Genomic DNA, 23,885 nt, shown 5'->3' on the forward strand with positions numbered 1-23,885 from the left:
GCAGTAATAACTACGTCACCCCACAGCAATGAGGCACACCATCGAAAGGACAACGCATGTCTCTATCCCATGAAAAACAATCCGCTTTTCCCAAAGATTTCTTATGGGGAGGAGCCACAGCGGCCAACCAAATTGAGGGGGCGTATAACGAAGGTGGCAAAGGACTTTCCATCCAGGATGTTCTACCGCGGGGTCTGATGGCCCCTCCCACCGCGGAACCTACCGACGATAATCTCAAACTCACTGCGATCGATTTTTATCATCGCTACGCCGACGATATTGCTCTGTTCGCTGAAATGGGATTTAAAGTATTTCGTTTCTCTATCGCATGGTCTCGTATTTTTCCCAACGGCGATGACGATACGCCAAACGAGGAAGGCCTTGCTTTCTACGACAAGGTCCTGGACGAATTAGAAAAGCACGGAATTGAGCCGCTAATCACGCTTTCCCATTACGAAACGCCACTCAACCTGGCGCGATCATATGGTGGGTGGAAGAATCGCCAACTCATTGGCTTCTACGAAAAGTATGCGCGGACTGTTTTTAACCGATACAAGGGCCGTGTGAAATACTGGCTCACCTTTAATGAGGTCAATTCCATCCTGCACCAGCCATTCATCGGCGGAGCCATCGAAGCACCCCGTGATGATATTCCCGATACCGATATTTACCAGGCTGTTCACAATATCTTGGTTGCGTCCGCACGAGCCACGAAAGCCGGGCACGAGATCGATCCAGATAATCAGATCGGCTGCATGGTGCTCAGCATTCCCCGCTATCCGCTGACACCGAAACCTACCGACGCCTTAAAGGCCCAGTACGAAACACAACTTGATGCCTGTTTCGGCGACATCCACGTCTTCGGCGAATACCCGCACACACTCACGCGGCTGTTCAGGGAAAACAACATCACGCTTACCACCACCGACGACGATTTCACCGTCATGAAAAATAACACGGTCGATTTCGTGTCGTTTTCTTACTACATGTCGGTAGCGGAAAGCGCTGATCCAGGAGCTGAACGCGGCGAAGGCAACATCATGGGTGGCGTCGTCAATCCCGAGCTAGAGGTCACCGACTGGGGGTGGGCTATTGATCCCGAAGGCCTGCGCTATGCCCTGAACTTCATGTGGGACCGGTGGCACAAACCACTGTTCATCGTGGAAAACGGGCTTGGCGCCGCCGATGAACTCGTCGACGAGGCTTCCGCACCCGACGGGAAAACAGTTCATGATCAATACCGGATTGACTATATGAACGACCACCTCGTGCAAGTCGAAGAAGCGATCAAAGATGACATTCCCGTTATGGGATATACATCCTGGGGCTGTATTGACTTGATCTCTGCCTCCACTGCTGAAATCCGTAAACGGTATGGGTTTATTTATGTCGATCTCAATTCGGATGGTTCCGGCTCACTACAGCGATACCGCAAAGATTCCTTTGACTGGTATAAAAATGTCATTGCAACCAACGGTGAGAGCCTCAAACGATAAATCGACAGCGCTGTTAAGGAGATGAGGCACGCCAGGTGCAGGAGCTACCGTGAAAATCGTAAGGGTACTGAACAACAATGTCGTGCTAGCCACGCGCGACGATGGCGGGGAGGTTGTTCTCACCGGGTGGGGCTTGGGCTTCGGGAAGAAAGCCGGGCAACCCGTCGATAAGTCGAAGGTGAAGCAGGTCTTCGTTCCTGAACACGGCCGAAACGTCGACAACATGGGTCGCCTCCTAGCGTCCCTGAATCTGGACTATGTGGATCTCGCTACGCATCTAGTTGATAGTGTGGCGGGCTCCCTCGTTCCGCATCCGGAATCAGCCACGGTTATTGCTCTGGCGGATCACATTCAGATGTCAGTCAAACGGCAGGGCTTAGCAGCTGAACACACGAATGGTGGACACCCACTGGAAGCCGAAGTTCGGAACTTGTACACCGACGAATACCATGTCGCCGAGCGAATGCTCACGGAAACTAATGGATGGTTAGCCCGCCGCCACCAACCTCCACTCCCCCACGCCGAGGTCACCGCACTAGCGTTGCATTTGGTTAATGCGGCTTTCCATACCGATGACCTCAGCGATACCTACACCATGACGGGACTGTTTTCTCAACTTTTCGACATCGTTGACTCGTCGCTAGGGATAACGATGGATCGGACCTCCGTCAACGCAGCTCGGTTCATTACCCACATGCGATATTTCTTCGTCCGCGTCCGCAACGGCAACCAACTCAACGAGGGGATGTCAATTCTTCGCGAAAGCCTGGAACAATCGCAGCCCGACGCGGTGCTGTGTGCTAGCCGGCTGGCCAACGTCCTGGAACTGCGCCTAGACACAGAGCTCACCGACGATGAACGCGCGTACCTCGGACTCCACGTCGCTCGGCTCAGTGCAGAAATTAACCGTTAAACAGGCCCAACGATTAAGCGAGGCCATGCCCTTCACCGACACATTTACATCGCTTTACACAGGGCATTGAGCCACTGACCGGCATTGCTGATCGGGGTTTCGGGCTACACTGGCCCCACTAGTGAGGAACAACCATACCGCAAGCATCGCACGGTCTTGACTACAACACCGTACGCGGAAACGCGACCACGGAAACATCGCAGCCAGATGAAAAGATGAGGCGAAGACACATGACGACCAACCGCGAAAAAATGATTGCCGGATATGATTATGATGCCAGCGATCCTGAACTAGTCCAGGCCCACCTGGACTGTTTACACAGACTCGCAGAGATTAATGACCAAAATCTCCTCGACATACACCAGCGGCACACGCTCTACAGCAACCTTTTTAAGAGCTTCGGAAAATCATTTATCCAGCACCCATTTTGGTGCGATTATGGCTTCAATATCACCATCGGTGACCGGTGCTTCATCAACTTCGACGCCGTATTTCTTGACTCTGCCCCCATCACGCTAGGCGATCACGTCCAAATCGGGCCACGGTGCCAATTACTCACTCCTCTTCACCCCATGGAGGATCATGAAGCACGCAAAGCCGGCGTCGAAAGCGCTGGCCCCATCACGATTGGAAACAACGTCTGGCTCGGCGGCGGCGTCATCATCTGTCCCAACGTCACTATCGGCGATAATGTCGTTATCGGTGCGGGTTCCGTCGTAACGCGGGATATCCCTGCGCATACGTTCGCGGCGGGGAATCCGGCTCGTGTACAACGCCAAATTTAGGGATATCTACAGATCTAGTACTCCACAGGATCACGGAGAATCGGGCAGGTCATGCAATGCCCTCCACCCCGTCCTCTGCCTAGCTCCGCGGAGTTGATCGTCAACACTTCTACGCCTGCTTCGCGCAAGAGGGCGTTGGTATGCACGTTCCGGTCGTACCCCATGACAACACCCGGCTCCAGCGCCACCACGTTATTGCCGTCGTCCCACTGTTCCCGCTCGGCGGCAAATGCCTCGCCGCCTGTCGGTACGATGCGGAGATCATCCAGTCCTAAAGCGCTGGTCACTGTGTCGATGAATGACCGCTCCTCGCGGTAAATCTGAAAGCCACGAGGCTTATCCGACGGCAACAGGGTGAACGGCCGAATCGCCTCCACCACATTCATGAACGCGGTCGCAACATCGCGGTCACAAAAGGTAAAGACTGTATCCAAGTGCATGCTGGCGCGGGCCGGGGCCATCTCCGCCACAATGATCCGCTCCGCGGCGCCGTGGAGGAATAAACTCCGCGCGAGCTGCGAAATCGCTTGCCATGACGATCGCTCTCCCATACCGATAAGAACGATGCCCGACCCCAACGGCATAATGTCTCCGCCTTCCAGGGTGGCCAAGGCGTTTTTCTCATCCGGATCGCCGTACCACACCGTGAAATCCCGTGAGACAAAGCGCGGATGGAAGCGATAAATCGCGGTCAACAGGATCGTCTCGCGCTCACGCACCGCCCAATGCATCGGGTTGATCGACACGCCACCATAAATCCAGGCCGTCGTATCCCGCGTGAACTGGGTATTCGGCAGCGGCGGCAGAATAAACTCCAGCTCACCACGGTGCCCAAACAACGCGCTGGTCACCGACCGGTTAAATTCCTTCGGCAGGTCCGTGAACGCAAGCCCGCCGATCAATAGGGTGGCCAGTCTCTCCGCGGGTAACGACGAAAACCACCCGCGGAGTTCCTCCGCCAGCCCCAGGCCCACCGAGTTCGGCGTCAACCAGCGCTCCAGAATCCACTCCCTGGCCTCATCGATCTCCACAGTTTCACGCAGCAAATCGTGGAGTTCCAAGACGGTGACGCCACGGTCTTGCATCTGTTGGACAAAATCGTGGTGGTCGTGGCGAGCGCGGTCAACCCACAGCATCTCGTCGAAAAGGAGGTCGTGGCAATTTCGTGGTGTCAGCCGTTGATGGGCAAGTCCCGGCGCACACACGAGTACTTCACGGAGCCTGCCGATTTCCGACCATGCACCGATTGTTGGTGTTCCCTCCGTGCGGGGTTCTGTTGCAGCGGCACCATTAGTCATGGCGGGGTTCGCGCGATCGACATCATGATGACGGCCACGACTGGCCTCTTCAGGGGATGAAAAATACGAGGACATAGAGGTTCCTCCTCTGCGGGCACAGCCGATGTCCGAGGAGCAAAGGCTATGCAAGGGGTGTCACCCTTCGACGTCCATTAGTGTGCCCGCGTGTATGGGTGCGCCGCGATTTACTCCGGGCGCGGTGTTAGGATCCGTGGGCCGTCCGCCGTAGCTGCCACTGTGTGTTCCCAGTGTGAGGACCATGTTCCATCGGTGGTGATCACTGTCCAGTCGTCGTCAAGAACGGCAGTGTCATAGGTACCTAAAGTCAGCATCGGTTCGATAGCCAACACGGATCCCTCTTGGATCAATGGGCCTCGGCCTGCTGGCCCCTCATTTGCCAGATAAGGGTCCTCATGCATTTCGTGCCCAATTCCGTGCCCACCATAACCATCGACAATGCCCAGTGACACCGCGTATTTCTTTCTAGCCTCGCGCGTCGCCATTTCCAGGGCATGGGATACGTCTGTTAGGTGGGCTCCCGGCACCATGGCGCGTATGCCCGCAGCAAGTACGTCCTGGGTGGCTTTATCCAGGGAACGTAACGAGCCTCCCGCGGGGGATTCGGGATCGTCCGGCAACTCGTCACCTTGCAGCGCACCGTCTGTACCGATGCCGAATGACCAAGCACTGTCTCCGACCCAACCATTGAGCGTGGCACCACAGTCAATGGAGATGTAATCCCCTTCTTCCAGTACCTCTTCAGAAGTGGGGATTCCGTGAACAACGACGTCGTTGCGGGACGCGCAAATGGACGCGGGGAAACCCCCATATCCCAGGAAGGTGGGTGTGGCTCCCGCGTCCCTGATAACGCTTTCGGCAACCGCATTAAGTTCGAGCAGACTCACTCCCGGTGCGGCCGCGTTCTTCACTGCGACGAGAGCATTGCCGACGATTGCGCCGGCGCGTTCCATCTGATCGAGTTCATCTGGTGTTTTTGCGGCGATTTTCTTCTTCCGGCGACGAAAAGCCATATTGATGCCTTTACGGTGGTGGGTGCAGATATAACAAAACTCCCCGTGGTCTACTGCTCCAGGCAGTTAAACCGTCGGGGAGTCGAACAAATTACGAATCCAAAGCCTTGAGGGCTTCCATGGTCCGCTGGTTAATGTCTTCAACGGATCCTTCGGCCACGATACGGATAATGGAGTCTTTGTAGTATTCCAGTAGTGGCGCGGTTTGGTCGTGGTACACCTTCAGACGCGTCCGAATCACTTCTTCGGTGTCGTCGGCGCGGCCACGGGCCAGCATGCGCTCCACAACGACGTCTTCGGAAACGTCGAACTGGACAACGGCGTCGAGCTTGGTGCCGAAGCCGTCAAGAATGTTCTTGAGCTCATCGCCCTGCTCCACTGTCCGCGGGAATCCGTCGAGGAGGAATCCGTCGGCAGCGTCGTCCTGGCTGAGCCGGTCCTTCACCATGTTGACGGTGACGGACGTCGGCACGAGCTTTCCGGCGTCGATGTAGCTTTTTGCTTCCTGGCCTAATTCGGTGTTGTTACCGATGTTTTCCCGGAACAAGTCACCGGTGGACACGTGGGGGACGCCGAGTTTGTCGGAGAGAATGGCTGCCTGGGTACCTTTACCAGCACCGGGAGGGCCAAGTAGAACGAGGCGCATATTACTTCAAGAACCCTTCGTAGTTGCTCTGCATCAATTGTGATTCGATCTGCTGAACTGTTGTCAGGCCGACGCTCACCAAAATCAGGATCGCAGTACCGCCGAATGGGAGCGAACCATGGGTTCCTCCAGAAGAGGAAATACCCATATCGATCAAAATATTCGGCAAAACAGCGATGACACCGAGGTAGAGTGAACCGACGAACAGCAGACGATTCATTACGTACCCAAGATACTCCGCTGTCGGCCGCCCGGGGCGAACGCCAGGAATGAAGCCACCGTATTTCTTCATGTTGTCCGCTTGCTCATACGGGTCATACTGGATGGACACGTAGAAGAAGCTGAAGAAAATGATGAGAGCGAAGTACAGAACGATGTACTGCCAGCTGGCTGGGTTCTGCAGATACTGAATGACATCTCGCTGCCACCAGTTGTTTTTGACGTTCGTCTGCGACGAGTTCACGATCTGCGTTATTAGAACCGGAACATAAATCAGTGACGACGCGAAGATGACCGGGATAACACCTGCCTGGTTCACCTTCAGCGGCAGGTAGGTGGATGTCTCACCATACTGCCGACGCCCCACCATGCGCTTGGCGTACTGCACGGGGATGCGTCGCTGCCCCTGCTCGATGAAGATCACGCCGATGACCAGGATGAGGACACCCACGACGACGAGGGCGAAAGCCAGTCCGCCGGAGCCACGGAGGATGGCGGCACCGTCGGCAGGGAGCCTGGTGGCGATACCGGCGAAAATGAGCAGTGACATGCCGTTGCCGATCCCTTTATCCGTGATGAGTTCACCAAGCCACATGACCAGGACCGCACCGGCCGTCATGACGAGAACCATCATGGTGACGCCGAAGGTTCCGACGTTGGAGTCCAGGACCTGGACGCCTTCGCCCAGCAGTTGCTGGCGGTCGGCCAGGGCAACGATGCCGGCGGACTGGAGGAGGGCCAACCCTACTGTCAGATAGCGGGTGTATTCGGTCATTTTGGCCTGACCGGACTGGCCTTCCTTCTTCAACTGCTCGAACTTGGGGATCACCACGGTGAGCAGCTGAACGATAATCGAAGCCGTAATGTACGGCATGATGCCGATGGCGAAGATAGATAGTTGAAGGAGCGCCCCGCCCGAGAACAGGTTGATCATCGAGTACACGGAGCTTTGATCTTGGTTCAGATCATGTAAGCGATCACTAATACTCGAATAATCGACTCCTGGTGTGGGAATTTGGGAACCGATCCTATACAAGATGATCATTGTTACGGTGAACAAGATCTTCTTGCGAAGGTCAGGGTCCCGGAATACCGAGAGGAAAGCGGACACATATCCTCCTGAGACAGTAAGGCATAAATTTTTAGGCGCAGGCCAACGACTAACACACTCTAGCAGCACCGGCGGGTGAAGGCCTATCCGTTCGGACTAGGAAAAGGCCTGTTCGAGAGAAAAGGGGCGACCCTTTCACCTACTCAGGTGAAGGCCGCCCTCTTTTCCTATCAGTTCAGGCTTGTCCGGCCGCGTTGACTGTGATTTCCGTTACGACGCCACATGTGGGGTCACTCTCACAGTCATGAACAGTCACGAGCCGGAGCCCAGCAATGATGATCGCTTAATTACTTGGTTTCGGTGACGGATCCACCGGCAGCCTCGATCTTCTGCTTAGCAGAGGCCGAGAACTTCGTTGCGGTCACGTTGACCGACGCAGTGATCTCGCCGTCGCCAAGAACCTTGACCGGCTGCTTTGCGCGGACCAGGCCGGCAGAGGCGAGGTCGGCGATGGTGACGTCGCCACCGTTTTCGAAGTGCTTCTGGAGGTCCGCAACGTTGACCACCTGGTAGGTGACCTTGTTGGGGTTCTTGAAGCCCTTCAACTTAGGCAGGCGCATGTGGATCGGCATCTGGCCACCTTCGAACGCAGCAGGGACCTGCTTGCGAGCCTTGGTGCCCTTCGTACCGCGACCAGCGGTCTTACCTTTCGATGCCTCACCGCGGCCGACGCGGGTCTTAGGCTTGTTCGCGCCCTTCGCTGGGCGCAGGTCATGAAGCTTGATGGGTTCGCTCATATTTTCCTACTCCCCCGCCACTTCTTCGACCGTGACCAAGTGGCGAACCACGTTGATCATCCCGCGCACCTGAGGGGTGTCGGGCTGGACGACTGAGTGACGAATGCGCTTGAGGCCGAGGGACCGAAGATTGTCCTTCTGCTTCTTTCTGGTACCGACAGTGCCTTTAACCTGTGTGATTTTCAGTGCCATGGGTTACGCCCCCTGCCCTGCGCGAGCGCGCAGCATACGAGTCGGGGTGACCTCTTCGACAGACTTGCCACGACGGGCGGCGACCTCTTCGGGGCGCACGAGCTGCTTGAGGGCATCCACGGTTGCATGGACAACGTTGATGGCGTTGTCGGAGCCGAGGGACTTCGACAGGACGTCCTGGATTCCCGCGCATTCGAGAACCGGACGGGTGGCGCCACCAGCGATCACACCGGTACCGGGGGCGGCCGGACGGAGCATCACGATGCCCGCGGCAGCCTCGCCCTGGACCGGGTGGGTGATGGTTCCGGCAATCATGGGCACGCGGAAGAAGTTCTTGCGAGCCTCTTCGGCACCCTTCTGGATTGCGGCGGGAACTTCTTTGGCTTTGCCGTAGCCGACGCCAACCATGCCCTGTCCGTCACCGACGATGACGAGGGCGGTGAAGCTGAAGCGACGACCACCTTTCACAACCTTGGAGACGCGGTTGATGGTGACGACGCGCTCGATGTACTGGTTGCGGTCGTCGTCGCGGCCGCGTCCGCGGCGGTTGTTGCGATCATTGCGGCCGCGGTCGTTGCGGCCCTTGTTGTTGTCGTTCTTGTCGGCGGAGCGTCCGCCGTCACGCCGTTCACGTCCCGGCATTACGCGATCCTTCCGTTGTTGAGTGCGGTGCTATGCGTGGCCATTAGAATTTCAGACCACCTTCACGTGCGGCGTCGGCCAGTGCGGCGACGCGACCGTGGTACTTGTAGCCACCGCGGTCAAACTTGACAGTCTCAATGCCCTTCGCCTTGGCGCGCTCAGCGATCAACTCGCCGACCTTGGCGCCGCGGGCTTTCTTGTCGCCCTCCATAGCGCGGACTTCAGGCTCGATGGATGACGCAGCAGCCAGGGTGTGGCCGATGGTGTCGTCGATAACCTGGACGTGCATGTGCCGAGAGGTCCGGTGCACGACGAGGCGCGGGATCTCAGCGGTGCCACGAAGGTTCTTGCGAATACGGAAGTGGCGAGCCTTACGAGCCACGCGACGGCGAGTGGCAATGTCTTTACCGATAGGGAGACGCTTGTTGTCGTTGCTCATTACTTACCCGTCTTTCCGACCTTGCGGCGGATCTGCTCACCTTCGTAGCGGATACCCTTGCCCTTGTAGGGGTCGTCCTTGCGCAGACGACGGATATTCGCGGCGAGCTGTCCCACCTGCTGTTTGTCGATACCACTGATAGAGAACTTGGTCTGTCCGTCCACGGCGAAGGTGATGCCTTCCGGTGCCTTGATCAGGATCGGGTGGCTGTAGCCGAGGGAGAATTCCAAGTCGCTGCCTTTAGCCAGCACACGGTAGCCAACACCGAAGATTTCCATCTTGATGGTGTAGCCCTCGGTCACGCCGACGACCATGTTGTTGATCAGTGAGCGTGACAGGCCGTGCAAAGAGCGGCTCTTGCGGTGATCGTCCGGACGGGAGACGACGATTTCGTCGCCTTCCTGAGCGATGGTGATGGGCTCCGGAACGTCGATGGCCAGGGTTCCCTTAGGGCCCTTGACCTCAACGTTTTGCCCGTTGATGGTGACGGTGACGTTGGATGGGACCGCCACTGGTGAGTTACCAATACGCGACATGTGTGTTCACTCCTCCCCTACCAGACGTAGGCGAGAACTTCTCCGCCTACGCCCTTCTCAGAAGCCTGACGGTCAGTGAGCAGACCCTGGGACGTGGAAATGATAGCCACGCCCAGGCCACCCAGGACCTGAGGCAGGTTGGTGGACTTTGCATAGACGCGCAGACCAGGGCTGGACACGCGGCGCACACCGGACAGCGAACGCTGGCGGGTGGAGCCGTACTTCAGCTCGATGGTCAGGGTCTTACCGACTTTGGCGTCCTCAACGGTGAAGTCAGCAATGTAGCCTTCTTGCTTCAAGATCTCTGCGATGTGGACCTTGAGGTTCGACGAAGGCATCGAGACAGTGTCGTGGTACGCATTACTTGCGTTGCGCACGCGCGACAGCATGTCGGCGATAGGATCTGTCATGGTCATGGATGTGACCTAGTGCCTTTCTCGCTGCGGTTCCCTTCCACCACGCGTTATCCCCGTTTCGGGCAAGCGACTGATGGGTTACCGCAGAAAATCCCCCGGCAATGTCACTGTCTCCGCCTGCGAGCTAGCCACTTCGCGCTGTCGTGCGCGTAAATAGCCCTTCTAGCTGGGTTTTGACAGGATTATTGCCGAGGGTTCAGGTGAACCACTCAGGGGCGCCGAACCAGCTCAGTAACTGATCGGCTCGCTGCTTGTCTTCGAGGGACGCTGTGAGGCGGGTGGGCCTACAACAAAGTAGATGTACAAAGACTCAAGCATTCTAACAACCAGGGTATTTCTTTCAAAATCGCTTGCCGACGGCGGTCAACGCGGTGCTTTCGGCTGCGCGTCGCGCTGTTTTATGCACCCCAGAAGGGGCTGCCCCTCCAGCACGCTCAGAGTTACGATGAGGTCACCAGATCATCATCGGATAGAAGGAAGAGCCAGGTCATGCCCTTCACACCACATGCTCCATTTGTTCTCAATATTAACGACGAGGCCCCGGCCGCGAAGGAGGGCGATTTCCCCGCCGCGCAACGCTTAGCTACTGCCGACGGGGCGACGATCGTGGCGTTCCGCTTTGCACCAGGTCAGCGCCTGGATTCGCATCATGCACCGCACCCGATTTCCGTCCAGGTGATCGAAGGGGAGGTCGAGTTCGCCGTCGCCAGGAAGGCCTCTGATCCGTCGGAAGTCGATGAAAGTGAGTTCACGGCGACCACGTTGACGCCGGGGATGGTGCAATATGTTCCGGCATTCGTGGTTCACCATGTGACGTCGAAGGATGGGGCGATCATGCAGCTCACGCTGCACACCGGCGACCATGAGGGGTATCAGGGGCACTCCGGGAAGCCCGAGAAGCTCCCGTTCGAAAAGTAGCGCTGGGCTACGCCGGGGTGCACCACTCCCCTGCTAGATAGCCTTGTCGAACTGCTCAATAGCCCACGGAATGGTCAGCGGGTTGGGAAGGCTCATGGCTGTTGCGGTGTCCTGAGAAATCTCCCGCATGTTCCCTTCTTTCACAGCTTTAATGTTCTGGAACAGCGGGTTTTTCTTGGCTTCCTCATTACTTCCGGCGTAATCAAGCAGGAAGAGGTAGTCGAGTTCGTCGAGCTGTGAGAGGTTCTCGGACGAGAGATATTTATAGAACTGTCCGTTATCTCCCTTATTAAGGTCGTCCGGAATGACGAATCCCAGGTCCTTAATAAACTGCCCGCGGCCATCGCCACTGGTATAGACCGCGAATTGGCCTTGCATGGCAATAACTGTGGCGGCTTTCTTACCTTTTAGATCCGGGTGAGATGATGAAAACTCATCAAATTTCTTCTTAGTGTCGCTGACGAGTTTATCGCCGTCAGATTCCTTGCCTACCGCCTTGGCAATTTCTTTGACCTGAGCGTCCCACGGCACTTGGTAGTCGGGGTACTTATCCGAGTGAACAGTGGTCGGCGCAATATCGTTGAGCCGCTTCTTTTCATCATCTTTTAGGCCGGAGTTCACGGCAATGATCTTCGACGGCTTTGCGGCGGCAATTTTCTCCAGAACGTCGTTGCCGATTTCCTGGGACGTCGCCTCCATGACGGTGATGTCTTTGCCCTGGACTTTGTCGCTCGCCCAGGGGCCGACGCCGTTGTCTTTCTTCTCATCCATTCCCATCGGGGTCAAGATGAAGGTCGGCGTGATGTTCATCGCCAGGAGCGTGCAGTAGTCTCCCCATCCGATAGCGGCGATGCGGTCGTTCTTGTTTGAATTATCGCTGCTCTTATCATCATCGTCGTTGCTACAGGCGCTGACGACGCCGGCCGTGGTGGCCAATGCAGCAATGGCGAGGGACGATTTCAAAAAACTACGACGGCTGGTTGGCACGGATACCCCTTTCGCTGCGGGATGAGGCGGTCGAAATCCCACGTGGGCCTCATCGGCGCATTGTGTTGACCGCATACGTAGGTCTCGGTCAAAGAACACGTATCACTTTAGCTAAGCCTTACAGTGGGAGTCCAGGGATATCCGTCTGCAGTTACACACACTGATAATTTTCAGAACCTAGGCATCAGTATGTACGCCGGGCTTACCTTTATATGCCGTACATTTTCGCGCAGACCTAAACGGCGTGTTCGGAGAAAGAACATTATCGACGTGCAACCACTCGCACGACACAGCGTCGGGAGACACGCTCACTGCCATATATCCGTGGTGAATAAAATCTATCCACTTAAACCACGCATTAGCCTTCTGTAGAACGTCGGCAGCTGTAGTAGAAACTTGCCGTGCTGCCTGGTCTAGTGCACGCGATTTCGCGACAGTATCGAAAAGCCCGTTAGCCGTAATAGACGGTGTCACAAACTCCGTCGCGACGACATCTGTGGATGCTCCGATGCGATACTTTTGAATGTCTCGCGGAATGTCATTGGCCCACGACGAGTGAATATCCCCGGTCAAGAACACCACGTTTTTCTTAGTGTTGGCGATTAGGTCAATAATCTTTTGCCGTTCAGCCATATAACCATCCCACTGGTCAGTATTCAGAGGGATCCCCTGGTCGGGCAGGCCGATTTGTGTAACCAACCAGTCGTGAGTGCGCTGGTCAAGGCCGTCGGGAAGGGTCATGGGTGCAAACATCACTTCGTTGGCAACCATCTGCCATGTGGTCGGTGAGCTGGAGAGCACATTCCCGAACCATTCGAACTGGGTTTGCCCCATCATGGAGCGGTCGTCCTTGCCGGCGGCCCGAACGAAATCCGGATCCGTCTTGAGGAACATCTTTTTATTAGTATAAACCAGTTCATAATCGCGGTACGTGCGCAAATCCGGAATGATGAATTCCATCAGATTGCCGTATTGCAGCTTGCGGTAGAGGTGCGAGCCTTGGTTCCGCGCACTCACCCGCACCGGCAACCACTCAAAATACGCCTCCATCGCCGCAGCTTTGATGGCCTGATAGTTGTCATCCGGTTCGGCTGAACTCCCGGCCGCCCCGTCCCGCCAGTTGTTGTCGGCAAATTCGTGATCATCCCAAATACAAATGAACGGCTTGGCTGCGTGACAATCGGCCAGGTCAGGGTCTTCGTGGTAGCACCCCTGGCGGATGCGGTAGTCCTGCAAAGTTGTGGTGCGCTCCGCCGGCTGCACCACGCGGACTTGCGAATCATAAGCGCCGTTGTACCCGCCCGTCTCATATTCGTAGGTGTAATCGCCCAGGTGGAGGACGAATTCGAGGTCGTCCCGCCCGGCAATGTCCCGGTAAGAACGGAAGTATCCGGCCTCGTAATTACTGCATGAGACCACACCGAAATTGACCGTGCGCTCGCCACCACTACCCAACGCGGTCCGGGTTCGGCCAACGCGCGAATAGTGCGGTTTCCCGTCGCGTTCGACAGCGAACCGATAGAAGTATTGAGTGTCGGGCTGCAGATCTTTCACATCAACTTTGATCGTGTGATCTTTGCTTGCCGACGAAGTTTCGTAACCACTCCGAACGATTTTCGTGAAATCCGGCGACGTGGATACCTCCCAGTTGACCCGCGTGTCTGCGCCCTTTTCCGACCCCGGTGTGGCCTCGGGCGAAGGAGTCACCCGCGTCCAGATGATGACGCTGTCAGGTTGGGGATCGCCCGACGCGACGGAGTGGCGGAAGAGGTCAGTATCGACGGCATCGTTCTGCGGGGCAGTGTTTGGCCCCTGCGCGTCACCTGCGTAGGCCCGAGGATACCGCCCAATGAGCGCGCTACCAGCAGCGATGGTTCCGCCCGCCGCTAATGATGAGCGCAAGAAACTGCGACGCGTGTACGAAGGACGTCCGGTCGGCTGTTCGCCTGAGTGGGAAGCGCCTCCCGGCGTCGTCGATTCGGACGACGTTGCCGATGGCCGCCGGTTGTTGTTGCGTTCCTTGTTCGTCATAACGATCCTCTCCTCCACCGTGCTTTTGTTTTCGTGCCGTTTTTGCCTTCGCTCGGCCATGTCATGAGGTGGTCATCCTCGTCGGCCGCTATCACGCGCCCGGCGCGACCATTCCGGTGCGCGCCCGGCGTCACCCGCACCTAATTCACATGCACGCTGCCGTCGTCGTTGACGGTCACGTCGGCGTTCATGGCGGCTGCAAGGTTGATGCGCTCCCAGGATCCGCGTGGTGATTGGTCATCCAGCGGCATCCCCGCGGGACCTGCGGTTTGTTCGATCACTTGGGCGCGCTGCTCATACGTGAGGTTGGGGAAGGCGTTGATCAGGAGGTCGGGAGCAGCCTGAGGCACTATCATCGCGGCATTGGGGTCACTGACCGGCGCGAAGTCGTAGTTCATTCGGTAGGCGTAATTGCCGAGCGCGTTGTCGTCGTATTTGCTATCCGCGGCCACACAGTTGGCCAGAGTGTCGCCGCACCTCCACTCCAGCTCAGCGCGGATTTCCTGCGCTGCCGCCATGAGGTTGTTCCTCATGCGCGGGTCGTTCCACCGGTCCGCCGCCGCGGCCAGCCCGGTCATCCGGCCACCCATCACGTCGAGCGGATAGTGAACACCGAGGACCACGCGGTTGTATCCGGCCTCGGATCCGCGGGCGAGCAGCTGGTCCGAGAGCTCGGGCAGCATTGCCGCGAGCAGCGTCGTCGTCCATGTTGCTTGGTTCGTGTGACCGGACGGGAATGCTTTGGAATGCCCGTACAGATCCTCGCCGGGAACCTCGTACTTGTTGATCTGGTTGGGGTGGTCGTCGTAGGGGCGGGTCTCATTGAAACCGATCTTTTCGACGATGGTGCTGCTCGCGAGGCCACCCGCCCGCGCGGTGATCCCACCGAAGAGCATCACCGTCTTGGGGAGGCGATTCTCGTTGAGGGCCTGCCGGAATTCGTCGCCCAGCCGGCCACCGAATGCGTCAGAGAAAAGCTGAAGGACGCCCTCTTTGTCGGCGCGCGCGTCGCTTTGTGCTCGCGAGATCGCGGTCGGGTTCGTCGCGGCGTCGTGATTAATGCGGGTGAGCGTCGCCAAGTTCGTGTCTTGGACCTCGGGATGGTGGGCTTTGAGGTCCGGATACGAGCCGACGACATCCGCGTAGATGCCGAAGGGGTGTGAGCTGAGGTCAGAGAGGTACCAGTTGTATTCCTCGGGCGGGAACGCCTGGGGTATGGGGGCTCCGTCGTGCTGAACAGGCGGGTGCAGGTACGGAATGTTGGCGGTAATGTCCGTGGCGGCTGCGGCCCGCGGGGTCGTGGCCGACGGCGCAATTCCGCCGGTGGCGACGGTCGCCCCGAGGACAAGCGAGGCGACGGCGACACGTGAGAATCGTCGCGAGGTTATTGCGCGTCCGCGTGATGGTTTCTGCAGCAGTGGTTTCTGCCGTGACGGTTTCTGCAGCGAGGGACGCGATTTCGGGCGGGCGGGGAACAGTTCAGGCTGGGACATCCAGGCGTACCTTTCAAAACGTGTGGTAAGCGCTCGGTGGGCCAATGACGCAGGTCGGAGTCACTGGTAACTGCATCTATGGTGCGGGACCATAGCGACATAGTGTCGACGCTAAGGTGTCGCACACACCAACACTGCGTGAACTTTGGGTAAATCGACCCGCCGCCGAAACCCATTCATGGCCCATCCGCGCCCATTCGTGGACACATCACAAGTGCGCAACCAGCACGTAATACGATGGAGTGCATTGTTGTCGCACAGTCGTTGTCGCACAGAAAGGTCACCCTGTAGGTACATCGAGTGAGCACTGATCCGAACTCATCATCCTCGAATCCTTCGCCATCTTCGTCCCCTGACCGGGGGCGTTCGTCGTCCGTGGGCAAGGTCGAACGTGTCGACGTCCACTCCGCAGACCCGAAATCCACAGGCACATCCCCCAAGGTCCCGAAGAAGAACCAGCTCACCGCGGCTGTTCTGACGTCGCTCGCCCTGCTGTCCGCGGCGGGCCCGCTGGGCACGGACATGTACCTGCCCACGTTCATCGACATTGCGAAAGATCTGTCGACGACGGCCTCGTCGGTGCAGCTCACGCTCTCTGCTTTCATGATCGGCCTAGCTGTCGGCCAGTTGTTCGCGGGGCCAATCTCTGACGGAGTGGGACGGCGTCGGCCCCTGGTGATCGGCTCGTTACTGTTCTTCCTCTTCTCCGCCGGGTGCGCGCTCACTCCGTCAATCGGTTTGCTGATCGCCTTCCGCCTGCTCCAAGGCATCGCGGGCGGGACCACCGTCGTCGTCGCTCGTTCCGTCATTCCCGACGTCGCGCATGGCAGAGCTGCGGCCTCTGCTTTCTCCGCACTGATGGCGATCCAGGGGCTCGCGCCGGCAATCGCTCCGCTGCTCGGTGGTTTTCTCTCGCCGATCATCGGGTGGCGCGGTATTTTCTGGGTGATCGCCGCGTTCAACGTGATTATGGTCGTGGTCTCGCGCTTCGTGGTGCCGGAAAGCCTGCCGGCTGATCATCGCACTCCGGGCGCCATCCGCAACCTTTTGCCCACGATTTTCCGCTGTTTCGGCCGCCCGGCGTTCATCGGTTACTGCTTCGCTTTCGCGGTCGGGTTCGGCGCGTTTTTCTCCTACATCTCGGCCTCACCGTTCGTTCTCCAAGACCAACTGGGCCTACCGACACACGTCTACTCGATCACCTTCGCCATCAACTCGCTGGCCATCGCAGGGATGTCCGCCCTGAACGGCAAACTTGTGAACCGTTTCGAGGTGCGGTCTGTGCTGATCTTCGGGCTGATCCTCTACGTCGCAACGTCGGCAATTTTGCTTATCGACGCTCTGCTGGGGCCTTGGCTCTGGCCGACGCTCATTTGTCTCTTCGTGATGACATCGGCGACGGGGTTGCTACTGGGGAATGCGACTGCCCTGGGCGTTGAAGCTGTCCGTGATATCGGCGCGGGTGCCGGCTCTGGCGCGATGGGTGCGCTGCAGTTCCTGGCGGCCGGGATTGTGTCGCCACTGGTGGGGATCGGCTCGGATCCTTCGCTGTCCATGGCGTTGTGCATGTTGGTGTGCTCGATTATCGCCATCGTGGGGTGTGTGACGCTCACGAGCTCGTCGGATAGGGCGTAGCTAAAGCGAGGGCGTAGCTCGGTTTACCGTCGCCGCGCGGCCTTTCTCCCCGTCACCAAAAACTCTAGAAAGCACGGTTAGCTTTCCGTGGTTATACTTTTCAATATGCACGTGGGTGGCCGTCGTCTATAAAATTCGGTCGGCCGAAAAGACCGACAAGGCCACAAACCCACAACCAACAAATCGATCCACGACCTACAGGTCGGCCGGAGAAACCCTCACGGCTCGAAACCTGCAGGTCAGCCCACACGGTTCACGTGACACGAGGCCACAAGCCTTCAGTCGAGCGAGTATTGGAGTACAACACGAGTGCTTTCTTCGACGCGCACGCCCCATCGCGCTACCACCATCACCACCGCAGCCACTGCCACCACCTCACGCGGAACAGGCTCTACGTCAGCCGAATCACATCCCACGACCACACCGAGGCCGATAAAAAAGACACGTCTACGTATGCGTCGGCTCGGCACGTGGGTAGCCGTCACGATGTCCGGCGTCGTTTTCTTGCAAGGCTGCACGATTTCTCATCATGAGGACAAGCAGTCGGAGTCGGAGAAGCAGATCTCAGAGTTCAACAAGCGCAATGCCAAGTATTCCGCGAATGACAATGACGGTTCCGGCCCCAATGATTCCATTCGATGGGTCGATCGCACGAAGACTTCTCCCCTAGTGCTCGTGGCCCCGCACGCGACAAACCACCACCGCAAGGGTCGCCCTAAGGTTGCCGATCTATACACCGGCGGGATCACGGAGATGGTGGCCGATAAGCTCAACGCGTCCGCGCTCACCACCACGGGGAAGGTGTCGGATTGGCACGATAATTGGAAAACGCGTGATGACAAGTTCACGCGCGTCCTCAAGGGTCTGCCGGATAACGCGATCGTCGTCGAGCTGCATGGCATGGATGATTCGTCGTCTGAAGAGCCCGTTTCCATCGGCACGGGTGATAGCCCCTCCCCCATGACCGACGATATCGTCCGCCGTTTGTCTGAGACTCTCCACGGACAGGTGGATATTGATGCCGGGTTTAATGCTCAGGCTTCCTACACGGTGACTGACTTTATGCAGAAGCGGGGGCATTCCGCGATGCAGATTGAGATGAACCACGCGATTCGGGACCCTAAACAGGGCCAGACCCCGACGACCATTGCCCGGTTGTCGACGGCTTTCCGCGAGGCATTGACTGACTTGCCGACGCTGGACACGAAGCCGACTCGTGAACAGGGCGCGCCGGCGCCGAATATCGACAAGATTCGTGAGTCTGAGAAGAAGAAGCCGTCGAGTAAGAAGAATTCGACGAGCTTGGAGCCTGAGCCGACGAGCTCGTCGTCGAAGCGGTCGAAGTCGAAGTCGTCGCGACGGTCGTCAACGTCGACGAAGAAGAAGGCGAAGAGTTCGCGCACGTCGGATCGGGCGAACTCTGATCGGGAGCCCAAGCGGCGCTCCTCCGACGACGACTAGGGCGCCTCTGTGTAGGGCGACATTTCCCGACGAGCCGCTCTACAAGGCCGAGCCCCCTAACGGCCGCCTCTGTCTCGCCGCCCCTTTACAGGAACGCGACGAGGGGGCGCGGCCACCAAGCTGGTGCCGACCAGCGAAATCCCCATGCCCCCGCCGGTACGTTTGAACCCGTACTGGATGAGGTCGTTGGCGATAATCGCGGGCAGGACGCAAAGAACAATGTTCTGCGGCCCCGCAAGTTTCGCGCCTTCGACCAGCGAGAAGATGTATTCGATCGTGATTGTGACCGCGAACGACGTGAAGATCAACACCACGAAGCGGTCTTTACCGAAGAGCGGCACACGCGCTTCGTACGCGTGGTAGATGAGGTACACGGCTGCCACGGACAGGCCGAGGATCAGCAGGTACCAGGTGTTCGCCACTGCCGCCGCCCACAGGAATCCGACGGTCACGTAGCCGCCGGTACGGAGTTTGAACGTACGAACGGTTTGTTCCTGAATGATCAGCGCCATCAACACCGAGGTGGCCGATAGGGCGAACACGAGGGGGAGACGCTCGATGGACGCGTCGAAAAGCTGGTCAGAAATCGAGATGTTCAGCCACTTGACGGTCACGTACGTCAAGGCCCACCCGACGGCGCCTGCCAGGGGCACCATCCACAGCATGGGCAGGAGGGTCTTCTTGAGCCCCTGCTTATTCAGCGAGTTCGTGATCATACCGGGGACAATCACGCCGACGAGGGCCAGGCCGTATTGTTCCTTGGTCCGGTAGAACAGGAATTCGGAGAGCCCCAGCCAAGCCAACCCGCAGATCACACCGATAGCCAGGCCGATGGCGAAAATCTGCCGCGGGCGTGGGAGGAAAAGTTTGAGGACGACGAACCTGATGAGCACGAAGGCGAACATGGACACCAGGACCGTGACCAGGGAGTTCAATGGCGCATAGAGGGATGCTGCCAAATATCCCACGGCCAGCGTTCCGCCGATCGATACGCGATACTTGCGGAAGTACAGATAGCTGACCATCACCCCAATGAGGAAGGTGAGGTGAATGTAGTCGCACAGGAAACTATATCCCTGAGATTCCAGTAGGTTCACTACGCCATGACCTCTACGTGCTCGTCTTTACGTGATACTGCGCCGATTTCGGTGTCGATATCGGCGTCTTTGTCGTGAGCAGCGACGTCGGCTGCAACCTTAGCTGCAACGTCGGCATCGTCCGAAACATCCGCCGCAACCTCGGCAGCGACGTCGGCGATCTCCGCGTCGTCAGCCACATCTTTGCCACGCGCAGCCGCGTCCGTGTTGGTCGTCGTCACGGCTTCTTCGGGGGCGGTAACCTCCACCGAGCCGGTCAGCTCTTCCACGGGAGCAAGCGCGTTCTCAGACTTCAGCGTGGAGATGTATTTCTCCATGGACTGAACGTGCTGCGTGTGGATGTTGACCATACCGTAGACGGCAACTTCGGTGTCATCGTCGAAGGACTCGCGGGCACGCGCCACCAGCGCCTTGCCGTCGGTTTCCTCGATGTCGGTGGTGGTCAGGATGTTGCTTTCGGCCACCCCGCCGGCAATCAGCTTTTGGTACACGACGTCTTGGATATCTCCGTAGAGCACGATCTTGTCGAACTGCCCCTTGAGGTCCTTGGTGATGACGTCGACGAACATGGACGCGCGGTCGGTGCGGTCGGCACGGTTGTTCATCGCGATGACGTGCTTGGTGTCCTCCGGCAGGCGGCCGTCGTGAACGGAGTTGTAGACCTTGGTGGTGGATTCCCAGTCGTTGACGGCGAACATGGGGACCCAGTAGAGGGAGTTGTTTTCTTCCTCGACCTTGATGACCTTGGTTGTGCCCGGGTCGGGCTCTGCCTTGAGCATGCCGCGCACAGCGACGTCGGTGTCGATGTCGAGGGCCTCAGCCAGCGCCAACACAACAGCAACGTTCTCTTCGAACTGCTGGTACGCGAACTTGTCGACGAGGCTGCGGGAGAGCTCACTCTCTTCAGCGACGATCAACCGGGAGTTCCGTGCCTCGCAGTTCTTCCGGATGAGTTTGAGGACGCTTTCGTTGCGCTCACCGGTGATGACCAGGCCGTGTTCGGGGACGGTGTTGCACAGCGAGTCTGCGATTTCCTCGACCGTGTCGCCCATCTCTTCCTGGTGGTCCAGGCGGACGTTCGTGATCACGGAAATGGGCGAACGGAGAATGACGTTCTGGCACAGGTTCTGGTACTTGGGCTTCACCGCCATGCACTCGACGACGAGGCCGTTGACGGAGCCATCGAGCCATTCTTTCAAGAAGTCGTACTGCTCGTTGATGTTCGCCGGGCCGGTGCGCTGAATGGGGTGTTCGCCCGCTTCCGGGTCGATGACGCACGCGTAGGTACCCGTGGTTTTTGACACGGTGGATACCCCGGCTTCGCGGAGGACACTACCCAGCATGCGTGTGATGGTAGATTTACCGCGGATACCGTTGACGTGAATGTTGTAGTCAAGTTTGGACATGCGCGAACGGTGCGCATTTTCTTTGCGCCGGAACGCGTACATTCCGGCGATCCCAGCCGTTCCTGCAAGCGCGGCAAAGGTAATCATGAAAAATCACTCCTGGCAGAGCGTGATGAGAGATGGGGCACGGGTCAGACATAGGAAAAAGTCCCCAGCTTGAGAACACCCTGCTGCCTGATCAATCGGACAGCCTTGACAACTCCCCCACCGCGTACAAAAAGGGCACACGTACGCGACGGAATCACGTTGACTTCCCCCGAAAAACTAGAGCCAATCGAGGGGATGCACTCGTTGCTAGAACTCGCAATTCCATTGTCGAAATAACCAGTCGTGAAGCTTACAGAGAACTCCAAGGTCTGGCTACTGGAATTCACAAGAAAACAACCCCAAGGGGGCTTCATTATTGCGTTCTAGAGGGTACGTCCGATCCTCATCTGCCCCCATGCCCCATTTAATCCCCCCGGTCTGCGCCACGAGGGACGGAGAAAACGCCCTTCATCTATGCAGCACAGGCATCGTTTAGACAATACACACCATATTGTCAGACAACGCTACAATTACCCACTCGATACACAATCTTGACGAGTTTGTAATATTTGATGTGATAATCATCACGCCGTCAGTTTTTCGGGCACATAAGAAAGCGCGGGTGTATTGTGCACCCGCGCTTTCATCTCTCATCACGCCGCTCGAAGTGACCAAGAAGCTGTGCCCTAGCTTATACAAGCCCACTTTGCGCGTTGTGACATTTATATAATCGCTAGATCGCGACAGAGTGTTACACTCTGCCTACATTTATACCCTATATATCCAAAAAATTTAATAGTGATAGCAAAAGAAGTAGAAAATTTAGCCAAGAAAATCCGGGAATGACCGCGTTGTACCAACAGCGGTCTTCTCATTGTCACCCTGAAGAGCGGCTTGTACATCCGTCTGCTGGGGTATCTTCGGCTGCTGCTGATCTGACGTCGCGTGCATCAAGTCCCCTGGGCAGCCATGCTTTAACCCCAGCACGTGGCCAAACTCATGCGCAATGGTGCCCTGACGCGCACTCTGCGACATTTCATCGAGGTACGACACATTGAGGAGCACCCGATAGGGTTCATGACGCGTCCACCCCACCCACGTGGCATCGTCGCGGTGGACATCAAAAACGCGCACAGAATTCGACGTCTCTTTATCGCTTACGTCGAACGTGATCTCCCCACCAGTCGCCTCGGTCCACGAGTCAGCCGCAGCCTGAATCTCGTCGGAGTACCGTTCGCTGTTGTTAAAAATGACGACTTTCCCGTCATGCACGGCCCCGTGGCCTTTTCGGAACAACTCCAACTGCGGGAGTGGCTTTCCATTGTTGACCGCGTCATGCGCGTCCGCACATTGCGCGGGCGTGTTATCTTCACCATTTTTATCGGTAGCACGCGCATCCGGTGCGGGTCCGGGTGATAGAAGCATCGCACCAGAGGCGACGGCAGACACGACTACTGCACCGAGTCGACGTCGTTGTCGACCTTGGTGGAGAGATGATTGTGCGGGAGATTGGGATACTCTCGTCTGAGAGGAAAACTGCATGCGGGCTACTTTCTGTCTCGGTAGTTCACGTGGAGTTCGCTTATCCAGCGGAGTTTCTCTTCCTACTCAGCCCCCTCCCCTGTACGGACATGAATCTATACAAGTCCGAATATAAAAATCGCCTCGGTAGGCGGTGCACATACACAACGCCACCCGAGGTGACTATAAAAGCACTCGCGACAGCGATGACCTATGGTACCGCTGCCACCTGTGAGGCGGAGACGACGACCCTCCACGGCGCAGCACTGAGGCACAGCACAACGCCGAAACACTGCTTAGCGCGCTATGGCACAGCGCCTTATTCAGAGGGGTAGATCCTCATCATCTCGTCGTTGTTATACCTGTTTAGCGATCAACGCAATCGAGCCATTCCTGATGACAAGAATGACGCCGCTGGTGAAGTCGCTGGACTGGTCCTTGAGGTTCTGGGACGTTAATACCTTCTTATCCTTAATACCCTTAGCTACCGAGTTAGCAAATTGCTCAATGCCGGGTATTGCTTTCACAACCTCTTTCTTGACATCATCACCCTTTTCCAGGGTACCGATAAGCTTGGCAAGCTTTTCGGCGTCACAACTGCTCAAGTAGACAAACTGCTGAACGTTGCGCTTGTTCTCGATGGTGATGGTTTTACCATCAGGGGTAATGACATGGTCAAGCGGGGCAGCCGTGCTCGTTAACGCTGTCTGTCCTTCACATGCTGGCTTCGCACTTGCTGTAGGAGCGGTAGCTGCCGTAACAGTTGCGAGGCCAAAAGCCATCGCGCCACTGAGTGCCACGGCACCGATTCTCTTGGTCAGTCGCATTGTGTTCTCCTGTTCGTGGTG

Annotated in this window: 23 protein-coding genes; 6 read left to right on the forward strand and 17 right to left on the reverse strand. The window is 57.4% G+C overall.

What is annotated here, in order from left to right; all coding sequences use genetic code 11:
• Nucleotides 1–56 precede the first annotated feature (56 nt).
• The 3 genes from JMN36_RS03160 (at nucleotide 57) to JMN36_RS03170 (ending at nucleotide 3,194) form a co-directional block, all read left to right on the forward strand.
• Nucleotides 57–1,496: a glycoside hydrolase family 1 protein gene (locus JMN36_RS03160; protein WP_204087532.1), complete on the forward strand. Its 1,440-nt coding sequence runs from the start codon at nucleotides 57–59 to the stop codon at nucleotides 1,494–1,496.
• A gap of 49 nt (nucleotides 1,497–1,545) precedes the next feature.
• Nucleotides 1,546–2,409 (forward strand): CAT RNA binding domain-containing protein, encoded by an 864-nt coding sequence (locus JMN36_RS10975; protein WP_204087533.1) that lies wholly within the window; start codon nucleotides 1,546–1,548, stop codon nucleotides 2,407–2,409.
• 230 nt (nucleotides 2,410–2,639) lie between these two features.
• Complete coding sequence (locus tag JMN36_RS03170) at nucleotides 2,640–3,194, forward strand: sugar O-acetyltransferase (RefSeq protein ID WP_221923841.1); 555 nt, start codon at nucleotides 2,640–2,642, stop codon at nucleotides 3,192–3,194.
• A gap of 14 nt (nucleotides 3,195–3,208) precedes the next feature.
• On the opposite strand, the gene arcA is transcribed toward JMN36_RS03170, so the two are convergent.
• The 10 genes from arcA to rpsH all read right to left on the reverse strand — a co-directional run bounded on the left by arcA (nucleotide 3,209) and on the right by rpsH (nucleotide 10,461).
• Nucleotides 3,209–4,492, reverse strand: coding sequence for an arginine deiminase (gene arcA, locus JMN36_RS03175; RefSeq protein WP_204088791.1), 1,284 nt, complete (start codon nucleotides 4,490–4,492; stop codon nucleotides 3,209–3,211).
• A 185-nt stretch (nucleotides 4,493–4,677) separates the two neighbouring features.
• Nucleotides 4,678–5,523: a type I methionyl aminopeptidase gene (map, locus tag JMN36_RS03180; protein ID WP_204087535.1), complete on the reverse strand. Its 846-nt coding sequence runs from the start codon at nucleotides 5,521–5,523 to the stop codon at nucleotides 4,678–4,680.
• Between the two features lie 91 nt (nucleotides 5,524–5,614).
• Nucleotides 5,615–6,169 carry an adenylate kinase gene (locus JMN36_RS03185; RefSeq protein ID WP_204087536.1) on the reverse strand — a complete coding sequence of 185 codons (555 nt, stop codon included), beginning with the start codon at nucleotides 6,167–6,169 and terminating at the stop codon, nucleotides 5,615–5,617.
• 1 nt (nucleotide 6,170) lies between these two features.
• Nucleotides 6,171–7,499, reverse strand: a complete 1,329-nt coding sequence (gene secY, locus JMN36_RS03190; RefSeq protein WP_204087537.1) for a preprotein translocase subunit SecY — start codon at nucleotides 7,497–7,499, stop codon at nucleotides 6,171–6,173.
• 287 nt (nucleotides 7,500–7,786) lie between these two features.
• The gene (rplO, locus tag JMN36_RS03195; protein ID WP_204087538.1) at nucleotides 7,787–8,236 is read right to left on the reverse strand and encodes a 50S ribosomal protein L15; all 450 of its coding nucleotides are present in this window, start codon (nucleotides 8,234–8,236) and stop codon (nucleotides 7,787–7,789) included.
• Between the two features lie 6 nt (nucleotides 8,237–8,242).
• Nucleotides 8,243–8,428: a 50S ribosomal protein L30 gene (rpmD, locus tag JMN36_RS03200; protein ID WP_012732400.1), complete on the reverse strand. Its 186-nt coding sequence runs from the start codon at nucleotides 8,426–8,428 to the stop codon at nucleotides 8,243–8,245.
• A 3-nt stretch (nucleotides 8,429–8,431) separates the two neighbouring features.
• Nucleotides 8,432–9,070 (reverse strand): 30S ribosomal protein S5, encoded by a 639-nt coding sequence (rpsE, locus tag JMN36_RS03205; protein ID WP_012732401.1) that lies wholly within the window; start codon nucleotides 9,068–9,070, stop codon nucleotides 8,432–8,434.
• Nucleotides 9,071–9,113: 43 nt separating this feature from the next.
• The gene (rplR, locus tag JMN36_RS03210) at nucleotides 9,114–9,509 is read right to left on the reverse strand and encodes a 50S ribosomal protein L18 (protein WP_012732402.1); all 396 of its coding nucleotides are present in this window, start codon (nucleotides 9,507–9,509) and stop codon (nucleotides 9,114–9,116) included.
• Nucleotides 9,509–10,045, reverse strand: a complete 537-nt coding sequence (gene rplF / locus JMN36_RS03215) for a 50S ribosomal protein L6 (protein WP_012732403.1) — start codon at nucleotides 10,043–10,045, stop codon at nucleotides 9,509–9,511. Before rplF ends, rplR begins: the two co-directional genes overlap by 1 nt.
• Nucleotides 10,046–10,062: 17 nt before the next feature.
• The gene (gene rpsH / locus JMN36_RS03220) at nucleotides 10,063–10,461 is read right to left on the reverse strand and encodes a 30S ribosomal protein S8 (RefSeq protein ID WP_012732404.1); all 399 of its coding nucleotides are present in this window, start codon (nucleotides 10,459–10,461) and stop codon (nucleotides 10,063–10,065) included.
• Between the two features lie 489 nt (nucleotides 10,462–10,950).
• On the opposite strand from rpsH, the gene JMN36_RS03225 reads away from it, so the two are divergent.
• Nucleotides 10,951–11,379: a cupin domain-containing protein gene (locus JMN36_RS03225; protein WP_204087539.1), complete on the forward strand. Its 429-nt coding sequence runs from the start codon at nucleotides 10,951–10,953 to the stop codon at nucleotides 11,377–11,379.
• A 33-nt stretch (nucleotides 11,380–11,412) separates the two neighbouring features.
• Here JMN36_RS03225 and JMN36_RS03230 read toward each other — a convergent pair whose 3' ends face one another.
• The 3 genes from JMN36_RS03230 to JMN36_RS03240 form a co-directional block, all read right to left on the reverse strand.
• A complete protein-coding gene (locus JMN36_RS03230) occupies nucleotides 11,413–12,366 on the reverse strand; it encodes an ABC transporter substrate-binding protein (protein WP_236881722.1) in 954 nt (317 codons plus the stop codon).
• 177 nt (nucleotides 12,367–12,543) lie between these two features.
• Entirely contained in the window at nucleotides 12,544–14,397 is a 1,854-nt protein-coding gene (locus JMN36_RS03235) for an alkaline phosphatase D family protein (protein ID WP_204087540.1), read from the reverse strand.
• Nucleotides 14,398–14,537: 140 nt separating this feature from the next.
• Nucleotides 14,538–15,890: an acid phosphatase gene (locus tag JMN36_RS03240; RefSeq protein ID WP_204087541.1), complete on the reverse strand. Its 1,353-nt coding sequence runs from the start codon at nucleotides 15,888–15,890 to the stop codon at nucleotides 14,538–14,540.
• A 300-nt stretch (nucleotides 15,891–16,190) separates the two neighbouring features.
• Here JMN36_RS03240 and JMN36_RS03245 point away from each other — a divergent pair, with 300 nt between their 5' ends.
• Both JMN36_RS03245 and JMN36_RS03250 read left to right on the forward strand, forming a co-directional pair.
• Complete coding sequence (locus tag JMN36_RS03245; RefSeq protein WP_221923842.1) at nucleotides 16,191–17,525, forward strand: multidrug effflux MFS transporter; 1,335 nt, start codon at nucleotides 16,191–16,193, stop codon at nucleotides 17,523–17,525.
• Nucleotides 17,526–17,834: 309 nt separating this feature from the next.
• Nucleotides 17,835–18,986 carry a hypothetical protein gene (locus JMN36_RS03250; protein WP_221923843.1) on the forward strand — a complete coding sequence of 384 codons (1,152 nt, stop codon included), beginning with the start codon at nucleotides 17,835–17,837 and terminating at the stop codon, nucleotides 18,984–18,986.
• Between the two features lie 56 nt (nucleotides 18,987–19,042).
• On the opposite strand, the gene JMN36_RS03255 is transcribed toward JMN36_RS03250, so the two are convergent.
• The 4 genes from JMN36_RS03255 to JMN36_RS03270 form a co-directional block, all read right to left on the reverse strand.
• The gene (locus JMN36_RS03255) at nucleotides 19,043–20,083 is read right to left on the reverse strand and encodes a poly-gamma-glutamate biosynthesis protein PgsC/CapC (RefSeq protein WP_236881720.1); all 1,041 of its coding nucleotides are present in this window, start codon (nucleotides 20,081–20,083) and stop codon (nucleotides 19,043–19,045) included.
• Nucleotides 20,083–21,576: a poly-gamma-glutamate synthase PgsB gene (gene pgsB, locus JMN36_RS03260; RefSeq protein WP_236881719.1), complete on the reverse strand. Its 1,494-nt coding sequence runs from the start codon at nucleotides 21,574–21,576 to the stop codon at nucleotides 20,083–20,085. Before pgsB ends, JMN36_RS03255 begins: the two co-directional genes overlap by 1 nt.
• Nucleotides 21,577–22,338: 762 nt before the next feature.
• Nucleotides 22,339–23,058, reverse strand: a complete 720-nt coding sequence (locus JMN36_RS03265) for a M43 family zinc metalloprotease (RefSeq protein WP_204087545.1) — start codon at nucleotides 23,056–23,058, stop codon at nucleotides 22,339–22,341.
• A gap of 335 nt (nucleotides 23,059–23,393) precedes the next feature.
• Entirely contained in the window at nucleotides 23,394–23,864 is a 471-nt protein-coding gene (locus JMN36_RS03270; protein WP_204087546.1) for a hypothetical protein, read from the reverse strand.
• Between the last annotated feature and the right edge of the window lie 21 nt (nucleotides 23,865–23,885).

The organism is Corynebacterium pseudokroppenstedtii, assembly GCF_019754945.1.
In the GTDB taxonomy this organism is placed as follows: Bacteria; Actinomycetota; Actinomycetes; order Mycobacteriales; family Mycobacteriaceae; genus Corynebacterium; species Corynebacterium pseudokroppenstedtii.

Bases quoted from the DNA above. Each gene is read 5' to 3' on its own strand.
- JMN36_RS03235 (WP_204087540.1), bottom strand. From the start codon at position 14,397: ATGACGAACAAGGAACGCAACAACAACCGGCGGCCATCGGCAACGTCG.
- JMN36_RS03170 (WP_221923841.1), top strand. From the start codon at position 2,640: ATGACGACCAACCGCGAAAAAATGATTGCCGGATATGATTATGATGCC.
- rplF (WP_012732403.1), bottom strand. From the start codon at position 10,045: ATGTCGCGTATTGGTAACTCACCAGTGGCGGTCCCATCCAACGTCACC.
- JMN36_RS03240 (WP_204087541.1), bottom strand. From the start codon at position 15,890: ATGTCCCAGCCTGAACTGTTCCCCGCCCGCCCGAAATCGCGTCCCTCG.
- map (WP_204087535.1), bottom strand. From the start codon at position 5,523: ATGGCTTTTCGTCGCCGGAAGAAGAAAATCGCCGCAAAAACACCAGAT.
- JMN36_RS03160 (WP_204087532.1), top strand. From the start codon at position 57: ATGTCTCTATCCCATGAAAAACAATCCGCTTTTCCCAAAGATTTCTTA.
- rpmD (WP_012732400.1), bottom strand. From the start codon at position 8,428: ATGGCACTGAAAATCACACAGGTTAAAGGCACTGTCGGTACCAGAAAG.
- rplR (WP_012732402.1), bottom strand. From the start codon at position 9,509: ATGAGCAACGACAACAAGCGTCTCCCTATCGGTAAAGACATTGCCACT.
- rpsH (WP_012732404.1), bottom strand. From the start codon at position 10,461: ATGACCATGACAGATCCTATCGCCGACATGCTGTCGCGCGTGCGCAAC.
- rplO (WP_204087538.1), bottom strand. From the start codon at position 8,236: ATGAGCGAACCCATCAAGCTTCATGACCTGCGCCCAGCGAAGGGCGCG.
- JMN36_RS03225 (WP_204087539.1), top strand. From the start codon at position 10,951: ATGCCCTTCACACCACATGCTCCATTTGTTCTCAATATTAACGACGAG.
- arcA (WP_204088791.1), bottom strand. From the start codon at position 4,492: ATGACTAATGGTGCCGCTGCAACAGAACCCCGCACGGAGGGAACACCA.
- JMN36_RS03185 (WP_204087536.1), bottom strand. From the start codon at position 6,169: ATGCGCCTCGTTCTACTTGGCCCTCCCGGTGCTGGTAAAGGTACCCAG.
- pgsB (WP_236881719.1), bottom strand. From the start codon at position 21,576: ATGATTACCTTTGCCGCGCTTGCAGGAACGGCTGGGATCGCCGGAATG.
- JMN36_RS03265 (WP_204087545.1), bottom strand. From the start codon at position 23,058: ATGCAGTTTTCCTCTCAGACGAGAGTATCCCAATCTCCCGCACAATCA.
- JMN36_RS03270 (WP_204087546.1), bottom strand. From the start codon at position 23,864: ATGCGACTGACCAAGAGAATCGGTGCCGTGGCACTCAGTGGCGCGATG.
- rpsE (WP_012732401.1), bottom strand. From the start codon at position 9,070: ATGCCGGGACGTGAACGGCGTGACGGCGGACGCTCCGCCGACAAGAAC.